At 62.1% G+C, this 22,454-nt stretch carries 12 protein-coding genes; 7 read left to right on the top strand and 5 right to left on the bottom strand.

Going from position 1 to position 22,454, the window contains the following annotated elements; all coding sequences use genetic code 11:
- The first annotated feature begins 97 nt into the window (after positions 1-97).
- The 3 genes from ACIQ3B_RS04390 to ACIQ3B_RS04380 all read left to right on the top strand — a co-directional run bounded on the left by ACIQ3B_RS04390 (position 98) and on the right by ACIQ3B_RS04380 (position 5,309).
- The gene (locus ACIQ3B_RS04390; protein WP_397400110.1) at positions 98-2,554 is read left to right on the top strand and encodes an NAD(P)-binding domain-containing protein; all 2,457 of its coding nucleotides are present in this window, start codon (positions 98-100) and stop codon (positions 2,552-2,554) included.
- Between the two features lie 150 nt (positions 2,555-2,704).
- Positions 2,705-3,430, top strand: coding sequence for a hypothetical protein (locus ACIQ3B_RS04385; RefSeq protein WP_397400109.1), 726 nt, complete (start codon positions 2,705-2,707; stop codon positions 3,428-3,430).
- Position 3,431: 1 nt separating this feature from the next.
- Positions 3,432-5,309, top strand: a complete 1,878-nt coding sequence (locus ACIQ3B_RS04380) for a cytochrome c3 family protein (RefSeq protein WP_397400108.1) — start codon at positions 3,432-3,434, stop codon at positions 5,307-5,309.
- Positions 5,310-5,407: 98 nt separating this feature from the next.
- Here ACIQ3B_RS04380 and gdhA read toward each other — a convergent pair whose 3' ends face one another.
- Entirely contained in the window at positions 5,408-6,766 is a 1,359-nt protein-coding gene (gene gdhA, locus ACIQ3B_RS04375) for an NADP-specific glutamate dehydrogenase (RefSeq protein ID WP_397400107.1), read from the bottom strand.
- A gap of 179 nt (positions 6,767-6,945) precedes the next feature.
- Here gdhA and ACIQ3B_RS04370 point away from each other — a divergent pair, with 179 nt between their 5' ends.
- The 4 genes from ACIQ3B_RS04370 to ACIQ3B_RS04355 are packed head-to-tail and all read left to right on the top strand — an operon-like array spanning position 6,946 to position 12,800.
- Complete coding sequence (locus ACIQ3B_RS04370; protein WP_397400106.1) at positions 6,946-8,592, top strand: acetolactate synthase large subunit; 1,647 nt, start codon at positions 6,946-6,948, stop codon at positions 8,590-8,592.
- Between the two features lie 22 nt (positions 8,593-8,614).
- Positions 8,615-10,048, top strand: coding sequence for an aldehyde dehydrogenase family protein (locus ACIQ3B_RS04365; protein WP_397400105.1), 1,434 nt, complete (start codon positions 8,615-8,617; stop codon positions 10,046-10,048).
- Between the two features lie 49 nt (positions 10,049-10,097).
- On the top strand, positions 10,098-10,931 hold the full coding sequence (locus tag ACIQ3B_RS04360; protein ID WP_397400104.1) for a phosphodiesterase: 834 nt from the start codon (positions 10,098-10,100) through the stop codon (positions 10,929-10,931).
- A 3-nt stretch (positions 10,932-10,934) separates the two neighbouring features.
- The gene (locus ACIQ3B_RS04355; protein ID WP_397400103.1) at positions 10,935-12,800 is read left to right on the top strand and encodes a CHASE2 domain-containing protein; all 1,866 of its coding nucleotides are present in this window, start codon (positions 10,935-10,937) and stop codon (positions 12,798-12,800) included.
- A 37-nt stretch (positions 12,801-12,837) separates the two neighbouring features.
- Here the strand turns inward: ACIQ3B_RS04355 and ACIQ3B_RS04350 are convergent, their stop codons facing one another.
- From ACIQ3B_RS04350 to ACIQ3B_RS04335, 4 genes are read right to left on the bottom strand one after another with little or no spacing between them, the layout of a single operon-like run.
- A complete protein-coding gene (locus ACIQ3B_RS04350) occupies positions 12,838-16,815 on the bottom strand; it encodes a hypothetical protein (protein WP_397400102.1) in 3,978 nt (1,325 codons plus the stop codon).
- A 4-nt stretch (positions 16,816-16,819) separates the two neighbouring features.
- Positions 16,820-18,658 (bottom strand): hypothetical protein, encoded by a 1,839-nt coding sequence (locus ACIQ3B_RS04345; protein WP_397400101.1) that lies wholly within the window; start codon positions 18,656-18,658, stop codon positions 16,820-16,822.
- Between the two features lie 2 nt (positions 18,659-18,660).
- Positions 18,661-20,607, bottom strand: a complete 1,947-nt coding sequence (locus tag ACIQ3B_RS04340) for a heme-binding protein (RefSeq protein ID WP_397400100.1) — start codon at positions 20,605-20,607, stop codon at positions 18,661-18,663.
- Positions 20,604-21,992 carry a multiheme c-type cytochrome gene (locus ACIQ3B_RS04335; protein ID WP_397400099.1) on the bottom strand — a complete coding sequence of 463 codons (1,389 nt, stop codon included), beginning with the start codon at positions 21,990-21,992 and terminating at the stop codon, positions 20,604-20,606. The genes ACIQ3B_RS04340 and ACIQ3B_RS04335 overlap by 4 nt, the downstream gene beginning before the upstream one ends.
- Between the last annotated feature and the right edge of the window lie 462 nt (positions 21,993-22,454).

The raw sequence follows: 22,454 nt of genomic DNA, 5'->3' as shown, positions 1-22,454 counted from the left end.
TCGATGATGATCTGAAATGGATGAACTGCCAAAGGTAGCCGGGGGCGTAAAGTAAGAGGTGGCGCGGCCCGGTGCCGCGGCGCGGGGGCGTTGGGCTATGGCGGAAGTCTACACGGTCGCGATCATCGGGTCCGGTCCTGCGGGATTGAGCGCGGCTGCTCATGCCGCGAGCCTGGGCCTTTCGCATATCCTGATCGAAAAGACCGACCACCTCTCCGACACGATCTACCGCTATCAGAAAGGCAAGCACGTGATGGCGACGCCGTCAGTGCTGGTGCTCCGCTCAGACTGCGACTTCGATGCGGGCAAACGCGAGAAAATCCTGGATCAATGGAACCAGGACGTTGCCGCCGCAGGCGTCAATGTGAAGTTCAACGCCGACGTCAAGGCCATCACCGGGGACAAGGGCGCCTTTGTGATTGAACTGAAGAAGGGTGATCCGGTTCAGGCCGAGAACATCATTCTGGCCGTCGGCACCCAGGGCAATCCGAACCTGATGCGCTGCGAAGGCGGCAATCTGCCCCATGTGCTGTATCAGCTGGACGATCCTGGCGAGTACACCGACGAGCACATTTTCGTAATCGGCGGCGGTGACGCCGGTATCGAAAACGCCATGGGCCTGATCGCTGACGCCGGCCAGAACAACACGGTCACCCTGCTGAACCGCGGCGCGGACTTCCCGACGGCCAAGAAGCCCAACGTGGACGGCTTGCTGACCGCGCGCGACGCAGGCCGTATCGGCGTAGTGACTGAATCCAACACCGCCCTGGTTGAGCCCGGCTGGATTACGGTGGAGACCCCGCAGGGCTCCACCCGCTACAAGTGCGACCGCATCATCGCGCGAATGGGCGCAGCTCCCCCGAGGGCTTTTGTCGAGGCCGCCGGCGTCGCGTTTGCCAGCCCGGACCGGACGGCCTTCCCTACCCTGACTCCAACGTTCGAGAGCACGACCAAGCCCGGCGTCTATGTGATCGGCGCGCTGGCTGGCTATCCGCTGATCAAGCACTGCATGAACCAGGGCTATGATGTCGTAGAATACATCAACGGCAACACCAGCCTTGAAGCCGCCGACGAGCCCCTGCTGAAAGACAAGCTCAAAGGCCTGCCGGGAAACAAAAGCGTCGCCGAATGGCTGGAGTTCCTGCGAAGCCACGTGGAGATACTCAACGGCCTTTCGCCCTTGCAGATGCGCGAGTTCCTGCTGGACAGCGAGGTTCGGGCCTACAGCGCGGGCGATCCAATCTTCATCCGGAATGAGCAGGGATCGTCCCTTTTCGGCATCGCCTCCGGCTCGGTGAAGGTCGAGGTGGATCCCTCCAACCCCAACGTCACGGTACCGATTGGCGAGAGCTCGATCTTCGGCGAGGTCGGCCTGATTTCCGGTCGGCGGCGCGGGGCGACCATCAGGGCGGCGGACGCCTGCATCTGCGTTGAGGTACCGCGCATGGCGGCCCTCAAGCTGATGTCACAGGTGCCCGAAGCGCGAGAGACGGTGAATCGCGTCACCACCGAGCGTCAGGTGTTGCAGATCTTCAAATCCGGCCTGACGCCGGCCGATATCAAGGACGTACTCGCTGGCGCCGAGGTGAAGGATGTGAAGCCTGGCGAGGCCATCATCACCGAAGGCGACCTGTCGGACGATCTCTTCATCATCCGCTCCGGTTCGATGATCGTGGAGAAGACACTCGGTGGAAAGCCGATGTTCATGTCCTATGTGCCCGCGGGATCCTATTCCGGCGAAATGGCGATGATCGAACGGTCGCCCCGTTCGACCACCGTCAAAGCCGCTATCCGGTCGACCGTTGTGAAACTGCCGGCGGAGCCGTTCCGCGAACTCCTCAAGCGCAAGCCCGAACTCGACAAGCGCATGCGCGACGAGATGAAGGCCCGGCGCGAGATCAACGCCTTCGTCGAGAGCCAGCAGGACAAGTTCGCCGGCGCCGTCGACATGTACTCCTCCGTGGCCAATTTCCTCATCAAGCAGGGAATCGGCGAGGCCACCGACGTGCTGTTGATTGATGAGAGCCTCTGCGTCGGTTGCGACAACTGCGAGAAAGCCTGCGCTGACAGCCACGACGGACTATCCCGCCTGAACCGTGAAGCTGGAACCACCTTCGCAAATATCCATGTCCCCACGTCGTGCCGGCATTGCGAACACCCCCACTGCATGAGCGATTGTCCGCCCAACGCGATCCGGCGCGGGCCGGACGGCGAGGTATTCATCTCCGACGCCTGCATCGGCTGTGGCAACTGTCAGCGCGCCTGTCCCTATGGCGTGATCCAGATGGACAAGCCGCCGCCGCCAAAGCCCAGCCTGCTGAAGTGGATGCTGTTTGGCATGGGTCCCGGGCCTGGCCAGCCTGACTACGCCTGGCGGAAAAAAGCTGCCGCCAAGCAAAGCAGCGAGTCTCCGAAACTCGCGATCAAGTGCGACATGTGCTCTGGAAAATCTGGCGGTCCTGTTTGCGTGCGCGCCTGCCCGACGGGGGCGGCGATCCGGGTCTCACCCGACGCTTTCCTCTCGGTGGCGCGGATTGAAAGGAGCGCGGGCTAAGCCGTGACTCAAACCGGGGTACAGTCAGGACGCGTTCGCCAACGGACGCATGAAGGGTTCCTTAGGCACAAGGGCTTCCGCTGGGCGCTTGTCGCTACCGGACTCTGCGTAGCTGCGATCGGTGTCTACGTCTTGGCCGCCCAAGGCCTTATGGAACCTCCCAGCGGTGGAAGCTGGCTGGGATACATTCTGGGAACGGTAAGTGCGGGCCTGATCGTCTGGCTAGCCTGCCTCGGTGTCCGCAAGCGCGCGGTGAGCGATGGCTACTATTCCCTCAAGGCCTGGGTTTCTGCGCATGTCTATCTGGGCCTCTCCCTTACAGTGCTGGCCACGTTGCACACCGGATTCCAGTTCGGTTGGAACGTTCACACGCTCGCCTATGCCCTCATGATGCTGGTGATCGCATCGGGAGGTTTCGGCATCTGGGCCTATACGGTGATGCCGGAGCGGCTGAGCGCCAACCGGGGAGAAATCACTCGACGGCAAATGCTGGACACCATCGAGAGCCTGGACGGGCAACTTCAGGAAGCCGCCCAACCCCTTGACCGCGCCGGGGCAGCCATCGTGCGCCATTCCGTGGAGGACACACAGATCGGCGGTGCATTCTGGCAACGCCTTAGCGGCAACTATGGCGATTGCGCCAACAAGCAGTCCCTAGATCGGATCCGGACCCTGTCGCGTACCGGCGCTTCGGGCGAGGTTCTGGTCAAGATCGAGGAACTGATGCAGCAAAAGGCGGACGCGCTTGCTCTGGCGCGGCGTCAGATGCGGATCACGGCCCTTCTGGAAGTCTGGCTGTTCGTTCACATCCCGGCGACTTTCGCCCTGCTGGCGGCGCTGATCGCGCACATCGTCAGCGTCTTTGCTTATTGGTGATATGGCCCAGGAATTTCACCTCAAGCTGATCACTCAGCGCGCTACGGGCGGCGAACCGATCATCCGTGAGCGCCGCGTGGCGGGTCCGGAAATTTCGATCGGTAGGGCGCCCGAGAGCGATATCCATCTGCCGGATCTGGCCGTCGACCTGCATCACGCCAAACTCCGGTTTGCCGGTTCCGGCCGCGTTGTCCTGGAAAGCGTGGCTGACGCGGGCTTTGCGCTGAACGGGCGCCCGACGAAGCGGGTCGAGTTCAACCTGTCCGGCGATCCCGTGGCGGCATTTGGCGAGTACCGGCTGGCGTTTGCAGCGGGCGACGATGGCGCGGCGGTGATCACGGTCACGCGCGAGGAACATGAAGACCATCCGGGCCCAAGCATCTTCTCATTGAAGGCGACGGTGTTTGGTCGCCGGAAAATGGCCTGGGTGTTGGGAGTCAGCATCGTTCTGCTGTGCCTGATTGTGCCGCTGGCGGCGTCTGGCTGGTTGTCCCACGTCAAGATTCACCCAGACCAGCAATGGTCGTCCGGCCCCCTATCCAAAGCCCATGCCTTTCTAGAGACCGACTGCAAATCGTGCCACGTCAAGGCGTTCGTGGCGGTTCAGGACGAAGCGTGCCTCAGTTGTCACAAGGCCGGGCCAGATGCAGTGACGCAGGCGGCCACCCTGGATCGTTCACGCTCGGGCGGCAGTCCTTTTGAACCGCTGCTGATCGCAGAGCACTCACCCCACGAGAAACTGCGGCGAGCCGCACCCCTGCCCGATGCCATTGGCCCAAAGGTCGGCGCCCTCATCCAGCGTGCGGTCAATCATCCGACAGATCGCTGCGCGAGCTGCCACATCGAACACACCAAGCCGGAAGTAACGCCCGCCGCCAACGTCAAGGCGCCCCTTGCCGACAAGCCAACGCTGGTCGTCGTGCAGGACTGCGAGAGCTGTCACAGCCAGCTGAAGATGCGGTTGGGCAAGACCGAACTGATCGATACTCCTGACTGGGGACGCCATCCGACCTTCAGACCCTTGATCATGACCTCGGCTGCCGGCCCCAAGCCGACGTTCCAGCGCCTTGAGCTCAAGGGCCTGCCCATGGAGCGGAACGGTCTGATTTTCCCGCACAAGATGCACCTAGACCCTCTGGGCGGGGTTGCGCGTCAGGCCATCGTGCTGGGCAAGGCGAATGGTTACGGCGCTGCGCTCCAGTGCGCCTCCTGTCACGCTCCGGACGCCTCCGGAAAAGGTTTCCGTCCGATCGAGATGGAGAAGGATTGTGCAAGCTGCCATTCCCTCGCCTTCGCTCGTGACACGAACGGCCAGCTGAAGTCCCTCCCGCACGGTGAGTTGCAGAAGGTCGTGGACACCTTGGCCGGGCGACCACCAGCAGCCACAGGAGGGACGGACCGACAGCGCCCGGGCACGATCCGTCCGGTTGTGTTCATCGCGACCGGCGCCGGCGCATGGCGTGCGACTTTCTCCAAGGGCGGGGCGTGTTTCGATTGCCACACGATCACCTGGGCCGGCGATACGGTGCAGATGGCGCCTGTGAAGCTGACCCAGCGCTATATGCCGCGTGGAGCCTTTGACCACAGCGTGCCGGAGCATGGCGGTCCGGGGCCATCCAGGGCCGGCGGATATGAATGCGTCGACTGTCACAAGGCTACCATTTCGGAGCGTAGCGCTGATGTGCTGATCCCCGATGTCGCCAAGTGCGCCAGCTGCCACGGCAAGACGGAGACCCAGACAAAGGCTGCCGACGACGCTGATTGCACCACCTGCCACAGCTTCCATGCACCTGGAAAATCGACGCCGCCAGCCGGACATCCGCCGCTTGAGACGCTGAAGTGGACGCAGACGATTGCCCGAAGAGGTGCGGGCGACTGAACTCGGATGCCCTGCAGGAAGTCCCGGCAGCTTACAGAAAAACGCCGTCCCGGTTACCCGGGACGGAGCATGTTCATTCGACGGCGCGGCTACGGCGACTACACAACGCCGAAGGCCAGCATGGCGTCAGCCACCTTCTTGAAGCCCGCGATGTTGGCGCCGCGGACATAGTCGGTGACCTTCGATCCCGGACGACCGCCGTACTCCACGCATGAGGCGTGGATGCCGGCCATGATATCTTCCAGAAGGCGCTGCAACTCGTCTTCCTTCCAGGAGATCCGCGCCGAGTTCTGGCTCATCTCGAGGCCGGAGACCGACACGCCGCCTGCATTGGCCGCCTTCCCGGGCGCGAACAGGATCTGCGCGTCCTTAAACACGTGGACCCCTTCCAGCGTCGTCGGCATGTTGGCGCCCTCGGAAACCGCAATACAGCCATTCTGGACGAGCAGGCGCGCATCGTCACCCGTCAGTTCGTTCTGGGTGGCGCAGGGTAGAGCCAGATCACAGGGCACGCCCCACGGGGTCTTGCTCGATACGAACTCGGAGCCCTTGAACTCCTTGGCATATTCGGAGATGCGGCCGCGCCGCTTGTTCTTGAGATCCTTGACCCAGTTGACCTTCTCTTCCGAGATGCCCGCCGGGTCAAAGATATACCCTTCGGAGTCTGACAGCGTCAGAACCTTGCCGCCCAGTTGATTGATCTTTTCGGCAGCGTGGGTCGCCACATTACCCGATCCCGATATCACGACCTTCTTGCCTTCGATCCCATTCTTCTGGGTCGCCAGCATGTTGCGCAGGAAATAGACTGCGCCGTATCCGGTGGCTTCCGTCCGGATCAGGCTGCCGCCATACTCCAGGCCCTTGCCCGTCAGCACGCCGGTGAACTCGTTGGTCAGGCGCTTGTACTGGCCAAACATGTAGCCGATCTCGCGACCACCGACCCCGATGTCGCCGGCTGGCACATCAATGTCGGCGCCGATGTAGCGATAGAGCTCGTTCATGAACGACTGGCAGAAGCGCATCACTTCATTGTCGGACTTTCCCTTGGGATTGAAGTTCGCGCCGCCCTTGCCGCCGCCCATGGGCAAGCCCGTGAGGGCGTTCTTGAAGGTTTGCTCGAAGGCCAGGAACTTCAGCACACTTTCAGTCACAGACGGGTGGAAGCGGATACCGCCCTTGTAGGGACCGATGGAATTGTTGTTCTGGACCCGCCAGCCGCGTTGGACACGAACATTTCCATTGTCGTCCTCCCAGCACACCCGGAAGCTGATTACTCGATCCGGCTCAGCGATCCGGCGCAGGATCTGGTACTTGTGGTATTGTTCCTTGTCCTGGATGTAATCGTAAATGTCTTCTGCGACTTCCTGAACCGCTTGGGCGAACTCCGGCTGCCCGGGATTACGACGCTTCACCCCTTCGATGAATGTCGCCAGATCGACGTGATCACTTACCGCCATTAAGGCCCCCATGATTTCCGGCGTCACACGTACGCCGCCTGTTGGTTCCGATCTGAGCTAAATACGGAATCCATGGCGACTTAAACGCAAACCATATCTGAATGTCCAAGCCTGCTTTAAGACACTTCACAAGTCGCAGGAATTTGTGAAAAATCACAAGTTCGGATGGGGGCATACACATGACCAAGGCGTCTGATCTTTTCGTGCAATGTTTGGAAGAGGAAGGCGTGCTGCACGTCTTTGGTGTTCCTGGCGAAGAGAACCTGGATTTTCTCGACAGCCTTTCAAGATCTACGAAAATTCAACTCATCCTGACGCGGCACGAACAAGGCGCCGGATTCATGGCCGCCACCTATGGTCGCCACACCGGCAAGGCCGGGGTCTGCGTGGCCACCCTGGGTCCGGGCGCCACCAACTTCGTCACAGCCGCCGCCTACGCACAGCTGGGCGGAATGCCAATGATGATGTTGACCGGCCAGAAGCCGATCAAGAAATCCAAACAGGGTCGGTTCCAGATCCTCGACGTGGTCGACATGATGAAGCCGATCACGAAGTACACGCACCAGTTGGCCTCCGCCGACAACATCCCCTCGAAGGTGCGTGAGGCCTTCCGCCTGGCGCAGGAGGAAAAACCAGGGGCGGTGCATATCGAGTTTCCCGAGGACATCGCCGACGAGCAAACCGACGAAAAGCCGATGGTGAAGAGCAATGCTCGCCGCCCGGTCGCCGACGAAAAATCTATCCGTGCCGCCGCCAAGCGTATTGAACAGGCGAAGTCCCCCATTCTGGTGATCGGCGCCGGCGCCAATCGCGCAATGACCAGCCGGATGCTCACCCAATTCATCGAGAAGACCGGGATCCCGTTCGTTTCCACCCAACTGGGCAAAGGCGTGGTCGACGAGACCAGCGGCAAGTTCCTGGGCTGCGCGGCACTGTCGGCTGGCGATTTCGTCCACCGGGCAATCGGCTCCGCTGACCTGATCATCAATGTCGGCCACGATGTGATCGAGAAGCCGCCGTTCTTCATGCAGCCGGGCGGCACGGAGGTGATCCACATCAATTTCCGATCGGCCGAGGTCGATCCGGTCTATTTCCCGCAGTACGAAGTGATCGGCGATATCGGCAACGCGATCTGGCAGATAAAGGAAGACATTCTGCCTCAGGCGGGCTGGGACTTCTCTGCCATGTTCAAGGCGCGCGCCGCCGAGGTGGAGCATTCCGCCAAGTCGGTGGGCGACATGCGCTTCCCCATCTACCCGCAGTATCTGGTGCAGAAGATTCGCGATGCAATGCCGGACAACGGCATCATCTGTCTGGACAACGGCGTCTACAAAATCTGGTTCGCGCGAAACTATCCGGCGCGGATGGCCAACACCGTTTTGCTGGACAATGCCCTGGCCACGATGGGCGCCGGCCTTCCATCGGCCATGGCCTCCTCGATGGTTTACCCAGACCGCAAGGTCATGGCGATCTGCGGTGACGGCGGGTTCATGATGAACAGTCAGGAGATGGAGACGGCCGTTCGCCTGAAACTCAACATCACCGTCCTAATCCTGAACGACAACAGCTACGGCATGATCCGCTGGAAGCAGGCCAACATGGGTTTCAGGGACTGGGGGCTGACCTATGGCAACCCGGACTTCGTGAAATACGCGGAGTCCTACGGCGCCAATGGCTACCGGGTGTCGAGTGCGGCCGAACTGCCGGAGCTGATCCAGAAGTGCCTCAATACGCCCGGCGTTAACCTGATTGACTGCCCTGTGGATTATTCTGACAACGATTTGATCCTCAACAAGCAGATCAAAGAACTGAGTGCGGCGGTCTAGGCTTGCGACAAGGGACCCTATCATGGCCGCGCTCAAGGACGCCTACCCGCTCTATCTGGCCAACGAGGCCCTGACCCCGAACCTCGATCTGGAGGTTACGGACAAATATACCGGTAAGGTAGCCACGCGCGTGGCCCTGGCTGACGCCAGGATCATCGATGCGGGCATAGCGGCCACCGTCGAAGCTGCCGAGCCAATGGCCAGGATGGCCTCCTACGAGCGCCAGGCGGTGCTCCAGCATTGCGTGAATCGCTTCACCGAACGTTTCGATGAACTGGCCTATGCCCTGTGCATTGAAGCTGGCAAGCCGATCCGCGACAGCCGGGGCGAGGTTGGGCGACTGATCGATACGTTCCGTATTGCGGCTGAGGAATCGGTGCGGATGACAGGCGAGGTCCAGCCCCTGGACATCTCGCCCCGCGCACGTGGGTATCAGGGCATGTGGAAGCGAGTGCCGATCGGCCCCTGCTCCTTCATCTCTCCCTTCAATTTCCCGCTGAACCTGGCCGCCCACAAGATCGCGCCGGCCCTGGCAGTGGGCTGCCCGTTCGTGATGAAACCTGCGTCACGCACGCCATTGGGCGCCATCATCATTGGCGAGGTTCTCGCAGAAACCGACCTGCCCAAGGGCGCCTTTTCGATCCTGCCGGCCGCCCGCGATGGGGCCGATCTGTTCACCACCGATGAACGGCTGAAACTCCTGTCCTTCACCGGCTCGCCGGGCGTCGGCTGGGACCTCAAGGCCAAGGCCGGCAAGAAGAAGGTTGTGCTGGAACTGGGCGGCAACGCCGCAGTGATCGTCGACGCCGATACGGATCTCGACGACGCCGTCGAGCGGATCATTTTCGGCGCCTTCTACCAGTCCGGTCAGTCCTGCATCGGCGTGCAGCGGATCATCATCCACGCCGATATCTATGACGAACTTCGCGACCGCCTTGTGGCCAAGACCAGGACCCTGATCGCTGGCGACCCCCATAACGAAGAGACCTTCGTGGGACCGATGATCGACGTAAAGGAGGCCAGCCGTCTGGACAGTTGGATCCAGGCCGCAGTGGCTGACGGGGCCAGGTTGCTGGTGGGCGGCAAACGCGAGGGCTCGATGCTCGAGGCCACCCTTCTGGAAGGGGTGGGTAGAAGTGCTGCGCTCTATGCGGAGGAGGCCTTTGGACCGGTCGCCATCCTGTCCAGATTTACCAACTTCCAGGATGCTCTGAACGAGGTGAACGACTCGAAGTTCGGTCTGCAGACCGGCGTCTTCACCCGTGACCTCTACAAGATGCTGGACGCCTGGGATCGCCTGGATGTGGGCGGCGTTGTCATCGGTGACGTGCCCAGCTATCGAGTAGATAACATGCCTTATGGCGGCGTTAAGGACTCGGGCCTTGGCCGAGAGGGGGTCAGGTTCGCCATGGAAGACATGACGGAAATTCGCAATCTCGTCATCCGTCGCCGTTGAGCCCGCGTATCTAGCGGGGACAGTGCGCGCTGCTCGGGGAGGCGGCTAGTTGTTAACGATAGCTCAGATCACCGATCTGCACATCACGACCGACAAGGATCCGCTCAACCAGAGACGGAACGAAGAGCGGTTGCGCCAGGTCATGAAGACCATCCATGGGCTGCGTCCGCGTCCTGTCGCCATCATCGCCAGCGGCGATCTGGTCGATCGCGGTGAGGTCGAAGAGTACCTTGAGCTGAAGCGGCTAATGGCCGACAGCGAAATCCAGATCTACTACGCCCTGGGAAATCATGATCTGCGAGCGCCGTTCCTTGAGGTCTTCAGCGGCCCGGGCGCCCAGACCGATCCCAACGGATATGTGCAGTATGCCGTGGACTTCGGGTGCATGCGGATGGTCGTCTGCGACACCCTCGAAGGCGAAAACCACGGTGACTATGACGAAGCCCGCGCGGCCTGGCTGAGCGCGACGCTTGATGAGGCGCCAGAGCGCCCCACAGCGGTGATCCTGCACCATCCTCCGATCCCAAGCGGCATTCGCTGGATGGACCCTAATCCTCAGTCACCCTGGCTTCTGCGTCTGGCCGAGGTATTGACCGGCCGCAATCAGGTGAAGGTGTTGATGTGTGGCCACATCCACCGCGCTTTCTGTGGTCTCTTTGCCGGTCACATGGTCGCCGCCGCTCCTGCCACCTCGATCCAGCTCACCCTCGACCTCACGGAGGTGGACATGGAGGTCCCGGATGGCCGCGAGATCCTTGTCGAGGAACCACCGGCGTTCGCCCTGCTGATGTCGAATGGGCCCGACCTGACGACACACGTCTGTCTGGCTGGCGAATACACCCCGGCCGTGACCTACAACTTCCCCTTCCGAAAGCTGGCGTGATTCATGGCGACTGCGGTTACGTCGAAGGGGATCATGGGTCGCCTGATCGGCCTGCTACAACGTCTCCGGGCCGCAGGCGGCAAGGGCCTGGCGGATACCATAAGCGTGGCAGTGGTCGCGATCCTGGCGACAGGAGCGGCGCTATTGCTGAACACGACGACGCCGATACGCTACGTAGAAAATCTGTCCTACGACTTGCGCCTGACCGGGGGAGCGCCCGCCGCCCAGCCTGAATTCGTGATCGTCAAGATCGACAGTGAGGCGACCAAGGCCATGAGCGAAGCGTCGGATTGCCACTGTCTGGCGCCGATCGACAAGGCCTGGCTGGGCAACCTGATCGCCACGCTTGACTCCAAGGGCGTCAAGGCGATCGCAGTCGACTATCTCCTGGACACCTGGTCCTCGGACGAAGAATTCAAGGATTTTGAAAGCCGCGTGGCCAATGTGAAAGCGCCGATCATCGTCGTCGCCGATCCCAACATGAAGGCCGGCGTCGATTATCCGGTCGCGCCAAAACTCCGGTACTCTGACGCCCGCGCCTTGATGCACGTCGATTATGACGACGTGATCCGGCGGTACGACCCAAATCCCAGCCAGTATCGCGCGTTGGCCACGGAAGTCGGAATTGTCGCCGCCGGCATGAAGCCGCCGACCAAGCCCTTCGACATTCGTTATCGCCGGCCGGACCCCAATGTTTCCGCCGAGAACGCCGGGGCCATCAGCCCGTCCTACTCGGCTGCCTTCGTCGAGTTTCTGCCCCCTGCCCTGCTGAAGGACAAGATTGTCTTCATCGGCAACGTGACCCGCTCGGCCACCGCCGATTCCGACACGCCGAAGGAGGATATGCACGCCACGCCCATGCGCTTCCTGTCGGGCCACCAGCAAGGCACCCCGGGGGTCGAAGTCCATGTCCACGCCCTGTCCCAGATGCTGGCGGGCGACCAGGTCAAGCGCCCCGGGGTGTTGTGGTCAGCCATCATCGTGCTGGCGGCTGCGCTGGGTGGATCCTTGCTGGGCCGCTCGACCCAGAAGTGGTGGATGTCCGTTGTCATCGTGCTGGTCGCCTTCGGAGTCGGCGGTTTCGCAGCCTTCGAACTCTACCATCGCGCCGCGATCATGGCGCCAATGACGGCTCCCTCCATCAGCTTTGCGTTCGGGTTCTTCATCCTGAGCCGGCTGGCGGCGGCAGATTTGCAAAATCAGCGGGCGTTCTATTCCTCAACCCTGGAACGCTATCTGGCACCACAGGTCATAGATCGCATGGTGGACGGTCGCGAGGAGGTCAAGATCGGTGCTGAGGAGCGTGAAATCACCGTTATGATCTCCGATCTGGAGAACTTCTCCAACCTGGTGGCAAGCCTCGATCTGGAAACCTTCGAAGGTGTGATCAACGAATACTTCGATGGCATCATCGACCTGCTCTGGAAGCATGAGGCGATGATCGACAAGATGACCGGCGACGGCATCATCGCCATCTTCGGCGCGCCTGTACCGTCGGAAGACCATGCGGATCGCGCCATCGCCTGCGCCCGGGAGATCGACACCTATGCCCAGGCCATTCGGCAGAAGATGATCGCCCGTGGCATAAATTTCGGCCACACGCGGATGGGCATCTCCTCAGGCATCGGCCTGGTCGGAAACTTCGGCGGCGAACGGCGCTTCAACTACACGGCCTATGGCGAGGTTGTGGTGATCGCCGCCCGCCTCGAAGCCGCCAACAAGACCTTCTCCACACGCATCCTGTTCAGTGGCGACACCTTGCGACTGGCCAAGCGCGAGATCCCTGTGATCTCGGTGGGCGAGATCGACCTGAAGGGCGTACCGCTCCCCATCCCGGCCTACACGACCCCGACGGACGACAAGAGTTGAGGACACCCCGGGCGTAGCGCCCGCGGGCAGACCGTCTCTAGCGCATCGCCTGCGCCGTCAGAGACGGCCCCATCCAGGCCGTCATATCCACCTGATCCATGACCCGATACGGACGGCCCCAGCGATCCATAAAGAAGCGCTCCATCTCTGGCCGGGTAAACGGCCGTGAGCCCAGACGCCCGAAGATCGCCATCTGACCACCGGTCTCGTCAACCGCACGATCACGGTCCAGCCCTTTCGACATCGCCAACGCCGGGGTCGGTGTCCGGGCCCAGGCAATCAACTCCGGTTTCGGCTGCGGCGAGAAGCCATAGAAGTTGGGTTGGCTTGAGGGGCTCGTCAGTTGCAGAACCTTCATGCCGTTGCGACCATCGGCGACATAGGCGAAGAGAGAAGCGTTGGTCGAGCCGACCACTACATCCTCTGCATCGTTGAGCTGGCCGTCAGCATCGAACTTCTGATAGATGCGCGGCCGCTCGGGATTGGTCACGTTGACGATGACCAGACCGTCCTTCTTGGCCGCCACATAGGCGTAGGTCCGCGCTACGTAGACCCGCCGGGCATCGACCAGAGGTACTGTCGCGCCCTCCACCAGGACCGGCTTGGCCATATTGGTGACATCCAGCACTTCCAGGCCTCGGGCGGTTGTCACCCAGAGATACCGGAACTGCAGGGCAGAGCCCCGCACATCCGGCAGCGCGACCGTGGTCACGTGCCGTGGCTTCAGCGGATCGGTCAGATCGACCACCACCATGCCGGCGTCGGCGGCGATATAGGCGTAGGTCCCGCCCAGCGTGATGTGGCGCGCGCCCTTGAGAACGCCGCCGACATTCCAGGTGACAGCTCGCTTCAGCATGTTGTTACGCGGGTCGCCATCAGCCAGCGTATTGACGTTGACGAGGATCAATCCTTCCTCGGAGTCGGTGATCACGGCATAGGAATAGATCGGCAGGAAAGTCTGTTCCTGGTTGGCCTGCAGAAGACTGACATCACCCCCCGTCACAGCGTCCTTCACCTTCAACGTCTGCATATGCTCGTTGCGAAGCGGGGCGATGTTCTGATTGGTGGGTAGCGCCATGCAGGTGGCGTTCTTGCTGGCCACGCGCGTATCATGCCCCAGCGCCGAGAACGGCGCCTTGATGATCCGTTGGGAGACGCCCTTGTTGGCGATACTGGCGACGTCATAGACCCTGAATCCACCGGTCCCCTCGGCGACAAACATGTACTCACCCCGCAATTGAAGGCAGCGGGCCGAGTCCTGGGTCTTGTGAACGACGTTGGCGATCTCCTCCATGGCGTCTTCCTCGCCGCCCTTCAGGCCTTTCACGAAAGGCTTGCCGCGCACCCAGGACTTGAGCTCGCGGCCATTCTGTTCGACGTGGAGCTTGTAGAAATCAGGGTAGGCGTACTTCTGAAGATAGGATCCGAACACCGCTTGCGGCTCGCTCCACTCTGACACACGCACAGCCTCGATTCCGCCTGCCAGGCCCACCCAGGCGTCCTGCCCGACAAAGTTCACGTAGTTGGTACCCAGCAGCAGCAACTGGGCCATGATCGCGTTGTTGTCGTTGGCTGCGGAGACGTGGCAGTCCGAACAGGTCTTGGTCTCGGTGGTGCGCACCGTGTGCGGGAAGTGCGGCGCAAACGCCTGGCTCGAGAAGCCCGAGGCCGAGATCGGCGGCTGCTGCGAATAGATCCGCTCACGGTTGACGTTGGTAGAGCTCAGGATAAGCGCCGAGGAGGAGCGAACCGGTGCGATGGTTGAGCCCTTGGTCGTCTGATGACGCCCCAACTGGAACATGTCGTCGCGGGCGACCTGCGGATTGTAGGTCGCGTAGTTGCGGGTTTCCTCTTCCTCGTACTTGTGGGTCTTGGTTTTCCAGTTGGCCTCGATCGGCAGGTGGCATCCGGCGCACGCCGTCGTCCACGACGTATGGCAGGCGAAACACTCCATCTCTTCGTCGTTGTGGGCTCGATCGCCAGGCGCCACGCCCTCACCCCAAGCAAACGGCTTCCCGTTCTGGCTGATCTTCGACATCAACTTGGCGCGGGCGGCCTTGGGATTGAAGTCAGGGCTTGAGCGGTCCACCGAGTCTTTCACCAGATGAATCCGCCACTCCAGCTTGGGATCCAGCAACGACCGCTGGATCAGCACACGGCGGCCATCCTGCTCCAGCCACTCGAAGCGGCGCTGGCCATCGGGATTGCGCAGGAGGCTGAGATCATTTCCCTTGGGATCGGCCGCCGGGCCGGAGGTCTTCAGGGTCGGATAGGCTGACGAAGATCCGTGGCAGTCCTTGCAACGGATCTCAACGGCATTGGCCACCTCGCCCATGATCAAGCCGGTGCCATGGCTATCCTGGCTGAAATGGCAGTCGGCGCACTGCATGCCCTTCTCGGCATGGATATCCATCATATGGACGGCTTTGCCGGGCGCGTTCTGACCCACCGGGGTGAACTTCGGAGCATCCTTGCGGACGAACTTCTCTGGATCATCATTGGCGATGACCTTGCCCTCGGCGTCCAGCAGATTGCCTTCACGATCCCGCTTGAAGATCGCCCGGAAGTTCCAGCCATGGCCGTGATAGTCCGCGAACTGGGTATCCTTCAGCTTGGCGTTGAGATCGAAGACATTACGCAGGAAGTCGAGGTCGGCCCACAGGCCACGTGGGGCGGCGCCCTCGGGATTGCGCTCCAGAACCTTCCTTATCTCGTCGGATGTCGGGTATTTCTGGCGCTCCGGCCACATGAAGGGCGCATCGGCTTCGTAGTCCCACATCGTGTAGCCGAGGTAGGTGTTCACGAACATGTTCGGCTGGTGCATGTGGCAGTTCATGCACTGAGCTGTCGGGATCGAGCGCGTAAAGGCGTGCTGGATCGGGTGACCGGACTCCTCCTTGTCGATCGTCGGATCAACGGTCGCCGACTTGCCGTCGCGGCCAAACTTGGCCCAGGTCAGGCTGGCGTGCGGCTGACGATTGTTGGCGTAGACCACGTGACATGACGCGCAGCCCGATGAGCGGTAATCGCCCGGCTGGTCATTGGTGCCCATGAACCAGGTGAAGGGGTCGTTCAGGCGGGTCTTGTGAATGTTGAGAAGTGGGATCGCGACCCTGAGGCCGGTACCCGGGCCGCGGTTCGATTGTTTCAGGTCGGGCCGCCCCGGCTCTTCCAGGCGCTGGATCGCGCCATTGGCGTTGGGCAATCCCACCTCGGCAAACTGGGTATTGATGTTGCGGCCGCCACGTTCAAACACCCGAAAGACGTCGCCGGGCGGTGTCACCTGCCAGGTCGGCAGAGGATAGAGGGTGGGCAAGGCGCCCCGCTTGGCCTGTTCCGGGGTCACAGTTCCAGGCGGGGACCCCGGCGAAAGCAGCCGCGCAGGCTCTCCGTGGACGGTGTACGCCTCCCCCAGGACATAGTTTTTGAACGGCAAGATGCCGTTGTTGTAGGACGCGCCGCCGAACAGCATGGCGCCCGTCGCCATCAGCGACCGTTCGGCCTTCTCGATCAGTTCCATGTGGCAGGCGCCGCAGGCCTGGCGGGCGACCCGATAGTCAGACGGATTCACAAAGCGGACAAATGCCGGCGCTTCGCGATTCAGCAGCGCATAGCTTTGTTTAGGGTTGGCGGAGCTGGGATAGTGCCAGGTCTTCGGGTAGCGCGGCAGCACGTGCGCCTTGTCGCGTACGACGTTGTACTGGCTCGAGCCTTTGGTCAGACCCGCCGGCAACATGGCGCCGGCATCGCCGCCGTGACAGGATACGCAGCCCAGTTTTACCGCCTGGGAAACGTGCATGCTCTTGGCGTCTGAATCGGTATGGCAGGACACGCAGCCGCGGCTTGCCTGATCGACCTCCGCGTCGGTCATGCCGAGCTTGGCGTGTGGGGCCTCAACATAGGTGCGGGGAACCGGCTTCTCGCCGCCCGCGGCCTGAACCGACAGGGGCGCGAGCAGAGCCATCGCGATAATGGCCCCAAGCTTCAGCAGTTTTTCCCTGAGTTTACGCATCATGACCCTAGAAGCTGAGAACCGCGTTCAGCAGGATGGAGTAGTATCTTTTGTGACCCGGACTGTTCGAAAACAGATCCTTGAAACCCTTGCCTGGATCAAAGGCCGCCACCGATCCACGGAACACCAGGTTCTGGGTCATCAACGGCCTGTAGATGGTCGACACCGAGGCATCCCACCCCAGCGCCCTGGGGATTGAGCCCTCCTGGCGTAGAGCCTGGACGATCGCGGTCGAGGCAAAGGAGATATGATTGAGATTGGTGGACACGCGCAGTTGCGGGGTCAAATCAAAGTCAGCGCCTGCTCCCAGCAGCACGGTGCCCGGATTGTTGAAATTCGACTGCCCTTCGTCCTTGGATGACCTCAGACTGTTGAGCACGCCGTTTCGACCGTTGATGGCGATGACGCGACCGCCGCCTGCGAATGGAATGGTTTGCCTTATCCAGTAGCTCGTGTCGGAGCCGGCGAACTGGGGGTTTTCCTGGATGGCGTCGAAACCCGTTTCCTTGTTGTCGTAGGGATCCTTGTCGCCCGAAGCATAGAGCCCGGATAGCCTAACCCGTATCCAGCTGAAATCCATCGAAGGTTCGACGGCGGCGAAGTAGCTGCGAATCTTCGCCTTGCGGTCAGTGAAGATACTGTTCCGGTCAGACCCCAGGGCCAGAAAGGCCGACGCCGTCAGATTGATCCTGCCGATCCGACCGTCAGCATTGTAGCCCAGATAGGTCACGTCATAGTTCCGGCCGCGCAGGTTTCCGATCAGGGCTGGGCGCACCGGGAAGCCGTTCTTGTCGACCTGGATCTGATTGCGTTCCCGGTTCAGATTGTGGGCGACAATGACCTGCGAGGTCATGCCAGGGAATGGCAGATCCTGGCGATAGACATTTGCGACAAAAACATAGTCCTTGCGAAGGTCCTGCGTGACGTCGTTCAGGCCAGAGTTGGTGTCCTTCTCGAGCCGGCGGAAAGCCGCCAGATTGTATTGAAACCGGTTGTTGTCCCGGTTGCCGAAGAAGCGGACGCCCAGTTGATTGTCCTGGAACAGGAATCCCCTGAATTCGGTGGAAAACGGCTGAATGCCCACCCGAATGCTGTCGAAATCGTAGCGAGGGGACACGTCGCGAATGTGATAGTCGACGAAGGCTTCCTGGACGCCGACGAAGGCGTCGTTCCGGTGGGTCTTGCGACTGGGCTCGACGTAGAGAACCCGCTTCTCGGGCACATCGACATAGTTGTCCTGGAACGCCAGCGCCGCGCGGAATTCCAGTTCCGGCGGTTTGAAAGCCGTTGACCCCTTGATCACCGAAACAGCGGCGATGAATGTCTGGGCCAACACCAGACTGGAGTCGCGACCGAAGATATCCAGGCTCCCCGGGCGAGAGGTGGTCTGGACGCTGACCGGGATCGGGAAGCTGCGGGGTTCGATGACCGTATCGGAGATCGCATTGACTGCCAGGAACCAGTGTTCCGATCCCTTGAACGGAATGTCGCCCTTCAGGAAATTCTGGTTGTAGGGATCGAACCAGCGCGGCTTGACCACACCCAGCGCGCCAGCCAGTCGCCAGCGATCCGGGATGGGCAGTTCGTCGTGCGGGAAGGCCTCAGGGGGCGGTGCGCGCACGGCGCCGGGGTTGGTCTGTTCGATCGGCTCCGGAAATGTCTCGACACGACCAGGGCGCCGGCGCCCGGATAGCGGCTTGTCGTCATCCACCGGCGCGGCTGCATCCGTCGGGACAGCCTCGCGCGGCGACGAGGTCAGTTCCGGCGCCGCCGGCGGCGGGGCTGCATAGGCGTGCCCCCCGAGGCTGGCGAGCGCCGTCATCGCAAGGAGGGAGATCGTTCGCATGCCTATTTCCCCTGGCAGGCGTTCTGATCAGTGGTGTCGAGGAAGGGCGCGAATGGGCACCCTACATAGCGAAGTCGGGCCGGCGCCGAGGGACCGACGACAAGCGTATCCGCCCGAATGCTCGCCGCGGCATTGCTGATTCCGCCGACCCTTGCCGCCGCATTGTGAGTTCCCAGGAACGAGATCATGTCGTCCTGGTCAATACCGTCCCCAGACACTCCGATAGCCCCGATGAGCCGGGTTCCGCGATAGATGGGAACGCCGCCCGGGAAAATCTGAAGGCCGTTCTGCAGTCGATTCTGGCCGGGAGCCACCTGCGGAAGACTGGTACAGACGGCCGGCGTATCGGTGGCCGATGCGCCCGTGACGAAGCCGAGATGCTGTCCGATGTTGCCGATGATCAATGCTGACTGCAGGCCTGTAGACAGCGGGCTCCACTGGGTTATCGGGCGTGAAAGAGGCCCGTTCGGGCGACCAACCTCGCCATCCGGATAATAGGGGCGGGCCAGATTGCCGAGGGTCCGCGCGCCAAAGGCCGTCTTTCCGGTCAAGGCTGCCGGGTCTGCAAAAAAGTCGCGGGTCTTCTGGACGAAGCTGCGGACATCCGCGCTGGGATCGGCGCCGAGCTCCGTCGCAGCAAAGGTCGCCGAGAACAGCGAGGCCGACCGGGCCTTCTGGGCGGAGACATCGATACCGAACACAGGGGCGTCAGGGGACCGCACGATCCCCAGAATCTGACCGCGGCTATCCACCACCGTGATTGATACCTGGGCGCGGCTGTCCAGCGGACGTCGAATCTGGGCCCGCGCCCGGCTCATGATTGTGAAGGCCTCCTCAAGGACAGCCCGGACTTCTGCGGCCGTCAGCGCGGAGAGTCCGTCAGCGCTATCTGTACCGCCACGAATTGGGAAGCGGGCCTGTCCCGAACCATTGGTCAGGACCATGGCTCCGGGCGTCGAGAACTCTGCAGTCGTCGCCAGGCGCAGGCCTGAAGCCTCGGTCCCATAGGCCTGTCCGGCCAGTGCGCTGCCGCCAGCGTAGTAGCCGTTCACCGCAGTAAAGGATCCGACTGCCGCACCAAGGCTGGCGAATGCGGGAGCGCTCCCCGGCGCGGACTTCAGCGTCCCAGCGCTGGCGTCGCTGAAGCGAAGGGAAGTCCCATCCACCGTCACCCGATCGGCCCGGATCTCGACGGGCGCGTCAAAGCCCGTCGCCGCCGCAAAGGCTATCGCTTCTTCGGCGTCGTCCTCGATATCCAGAATGTTTCTGTCGAACCCGTAGTCGCCATCGGCCATGACGCCGACGCCGCCAACAAGGACGCCGCCCTTGTAGAGCGGGAACCCGCCTGCATCGGCCGCCAGTCCCAGCGGCGAGCGCCGGGGGCCAATCGGCGCGGTCGCCACGCGGGTGGTGACATCTGAACAGGGCAAGGACGAGAACTGCACACCAAAAAGCGGACCGCTTTCCAGGCCCACAGCAGTTGGACTGGGCGGGAAATGCTCCTGCACGATCTGACTGGCCGTTCGCGTCGAGAACGCATTGCCGCCAGAGGAGAGATAGGCGCCAGTGATGGCTTTGGCGATCGCCCCGGCAGCCGCCGGAACAACCACGCCCTGCGCGTCAAGATTCGCGCCACCAGGACCGGCCCTGAGCGTCGCCGTGGCGCGGGCCCCGGTCATCGAATAGACGGCCAACACATTGCCGACCCGGTCAGTCACAGCAATCACGGCCGGCAGGTTGCGCGCGCGCGATTCCGCGACGGCCTGTGCAATCACCTGTTGAACTTCAGCCGCCGTCAGCGACTGGGCGCCGGGCAGAGTGTAGGCTACGGCCGAGGTCACGGGGTTCGTCGATGTGACCGCCGCCGGCGGCGAGCCGCCACCGCCGCCGCCGCAAGAGGCCAGGGCCAGCGCCGCCGCGCCCATTGCCCAGAGCGCGGCCCGCTTCATCGCAAGGACCTCGCCGCCTGAGCCACCTGCGTCAGGGACTCGCGGAAAGCGTCCGGACGATAGCTGTTGGGATCCCGGACCTGAGCGTAGGCGCGATCGAGACTGGGGCGCAGCCTTGCAGCAACCGCCCGATCCACCTGGCCCGAACTGACCAGCGCATTGAGCAATGTATCCGCCGCCATAACCGCCTGGGCGCTGCCGGTATAATCCGTGTAACGCCGCGCGAGTTCGCCCGTGAGCACGGTATCCAGAATAGCCAGGGTGTCCGAACGCGAGAAGTTTCTGGCCGCAAAGGCGTCCGACAGTGAGCGCGCCGTGGCCGCCAGCTTCGCCGCTGCGCGGATCGATTCACCCTTGTCCCGAGCCAGAGCGGCGTGGAAGGCCCTGGAGTCAGCCTCGAGCCGCGCTGAAAGCCCTGGCGCCGTTACCTTCGCCGCCGCCGACAACATGATCATGTTCTCGTCGTTGAATGGCGGTTGTCCCGCAGGAATCGGCCGTCCCGGATTTGATTGCCATGCCGGACGGGCTTTCGGATCGTCCGAAATCTGTCGGTGACAGCTGTGGCAATCGAAGAAGTACAGTTCGGGGAAAGCCCCCTGCCCGCGTCCTGGCTGCGCGTAGAGTGTCAGCGCCCTATCGAGCGCCATGGCCTGACCAACCGCCCAGGTTTTTACGCCCCCCGCGTAGGTCTTGCGCCTCACATAGTCAGCGTCGACCGTCCAATGTTGCTGAAGATTGGAAAACAGGTCGAGCTCGTAAGCGACCCTGGGATGCCCCGCCGCCATGATCTGGTGGGTTACAAACTGGCCGGGTTTTGAGCCTCCGAAGTGACAGTCAAGGCAGACGCCAGCCCGAACCTTGGGGTTCTCGAGCGCCTTCATGCCAGCCGCAACATTGGCGGCATGGGAACCGTTGACCGACCTATGACTGGCCAGCCAACTGCTGGACCCGCCGTGGCAACTCTCGCATCCTACGCCGTCCGAAATCTGGAAACGCGCCCCGCGCTGTGCTTCGACCACCGGGTCGGCATGACAGCCGAGACATTCCTTTGCGTTCTGCGCCGGACCGATGCCCATCTTTCGGGCGATTGCCTGTGCCCGGGGTTCCGTCAGTACGCGCCAGGCACGACTGTGGGCGCCCGCCTGGCTGGATGGGTCCTGCCAGGTGATCAACTCGTTCTGGCGAACATTGATTCCCGAGTCGACCTGGCGGCTGTGACAGGTGGAGCCCGCGCAGGAGGCAACGCCCTCGTGGGTGTTGCGAGCCGCCGCAGGTTCAGGCGCGGCGGTTGCGCCTCGACCGTAAGGAATTGCGGCTGCGGCAATCAGAATGGCGAAGGCGACGCTCAACGCGCCAAAGACACGCGACGCTCCTGCTTCCCCCATTGGCCCTCCCCGGCGTCAGGTCATCAGTCTTACCGACGTCCACAAATCTACGGTAATCCGAATAAGGCGCAATCGATTCAATTTTGCATCGCGCCGCATCCTGCGTCGATCTGATCGACGTCTTGTCTGTAACGCTGCTTAACAATCAGAACGGCTGGGACTACACTGCTTTAGATAAGCGTTTGGGGGAATGGCTTATGTCGGGGTGGCGCAATCCGTTAAGGAGCGATGGGAGTCGCACGCGGCTGTTGGTGAGCGCCCTGTCCACCAGCGCCTTGCTCTTTCCAAGCGTCACACTCGCCCAAGCCGCACCCAAGCCCAGCTCCGCAGTGAGCGGAATCGGCGTCAGCGCGCCGGAGTTGAGCCCCGATGTACGGGTCAAACGACCGCCACAAAGGCGAAACGCAGGCGTATTTGCACCTGAGCCGCCTGGTCCCTGCCCGCTGGAGAGCTCTACCGTCG

This window comes from Phenylobacterium sp., assembly GCF_044358365.1.
In the GTDB taxonomy this organism is placed as follows: domain Bacteria; phylum Pseudomonadota; class Alphaproteobacteria; order Caulobacterales; family Caulobacteraceae; genus Phenylobacterium.
Note: the sequence above shows the minus strand (reverse complement) of the source record. Positions and strands in the feature narration are given on the sequence as shown.

What these genes read in the sequence shown, in the direction of transcription:
- ACIQ3B_RS04390 (WP_397400110.1), top strand. Translation starts at nt 98, where the DNA reads ATGGCGGAAGTCTACACGGTCGCGATCATCGGGTCCGGTCCTGCGGGA.
- ACIQ3B_RS04385 (WP_397400109.1), top strand. Translation starts at nt 2,705, where the DNA reads ATGGAACCTCCCAGCGGTGGAAGCTGGCTGGGATACATTCTGGGAACG.
- ACIQ3B_RS04380 (WP_397400108.1), top strand. Translation starts at nt 3,432, where the DNA reads ATGGCCCAGGAATTTCACCTCAAGCTGATCACTCAGCGCGCTACGGGC.
- gdhA (WP_397400107.1), bottom strand. Translation starts at nt 6,766, where the DNA reads ATGGCGGTAAGTGATCACGTCGATCTGGCGACATTCATCGAAGGGGTG.
- ACIQ3B_RS04370 (WP_397400106.1), top strand. Translation starts at nt 6,946, where the DNA reads ATGACCAAGGCGTCTGATCTTTTCGTGCAATGTTTGGAAGAGGAAGGC.
- ACIQ3B_RS04365 (WP_397400105.1), top strand. Translation starts at nt 8,615, where the DNA reads ATGGCCGCGCTCAAGGACGCCTACCCGCTCTATCTGGCCAACGAGGCC.
- ACIQ3B_RS04355 (WP_397400103.1), top strand. Translation starts at nt 10,935, where the DNA reads ATGGCGACTGCGGTTACGTCGAAGGGGATCATGGGTCGCCTGATCGGC.
- ACIQ3B_RS04350 (WP_397400102.1), bottom strand. Translation starts at nt 16,815, where the DNA reads ATGATGCGTAAACTCAGGGAAAAACTGCTGAAGCTTGGGGCCATTATC.
- ACIQ3B_RS04345 (WP_397400101.1), bottom strand. Translation starts at nt 18,658, where the DNA reads ATGCGAACGATCTCCCTCCTTGCGATGACGGCGCTCGCCAGCCTCGGG.
- ACIQ3B_RS04340 (WP_397400100.1), bottom strand. Translation starts at nt 20,607, where the DNA reads ATGAAGCGGGCCGCGCTCTGGGCAATGGGCGCGGCGGCGCTGGCCCTG.
- ACIQ3B_RS04335 (WP_397400099.1), bottom strand. Translation starts at nt 21,992, where the DNA reads ATGGGGGAAGCAGGAGCGTCGCGTGTCTTTGGCGCGTTGAGCGTCGCC.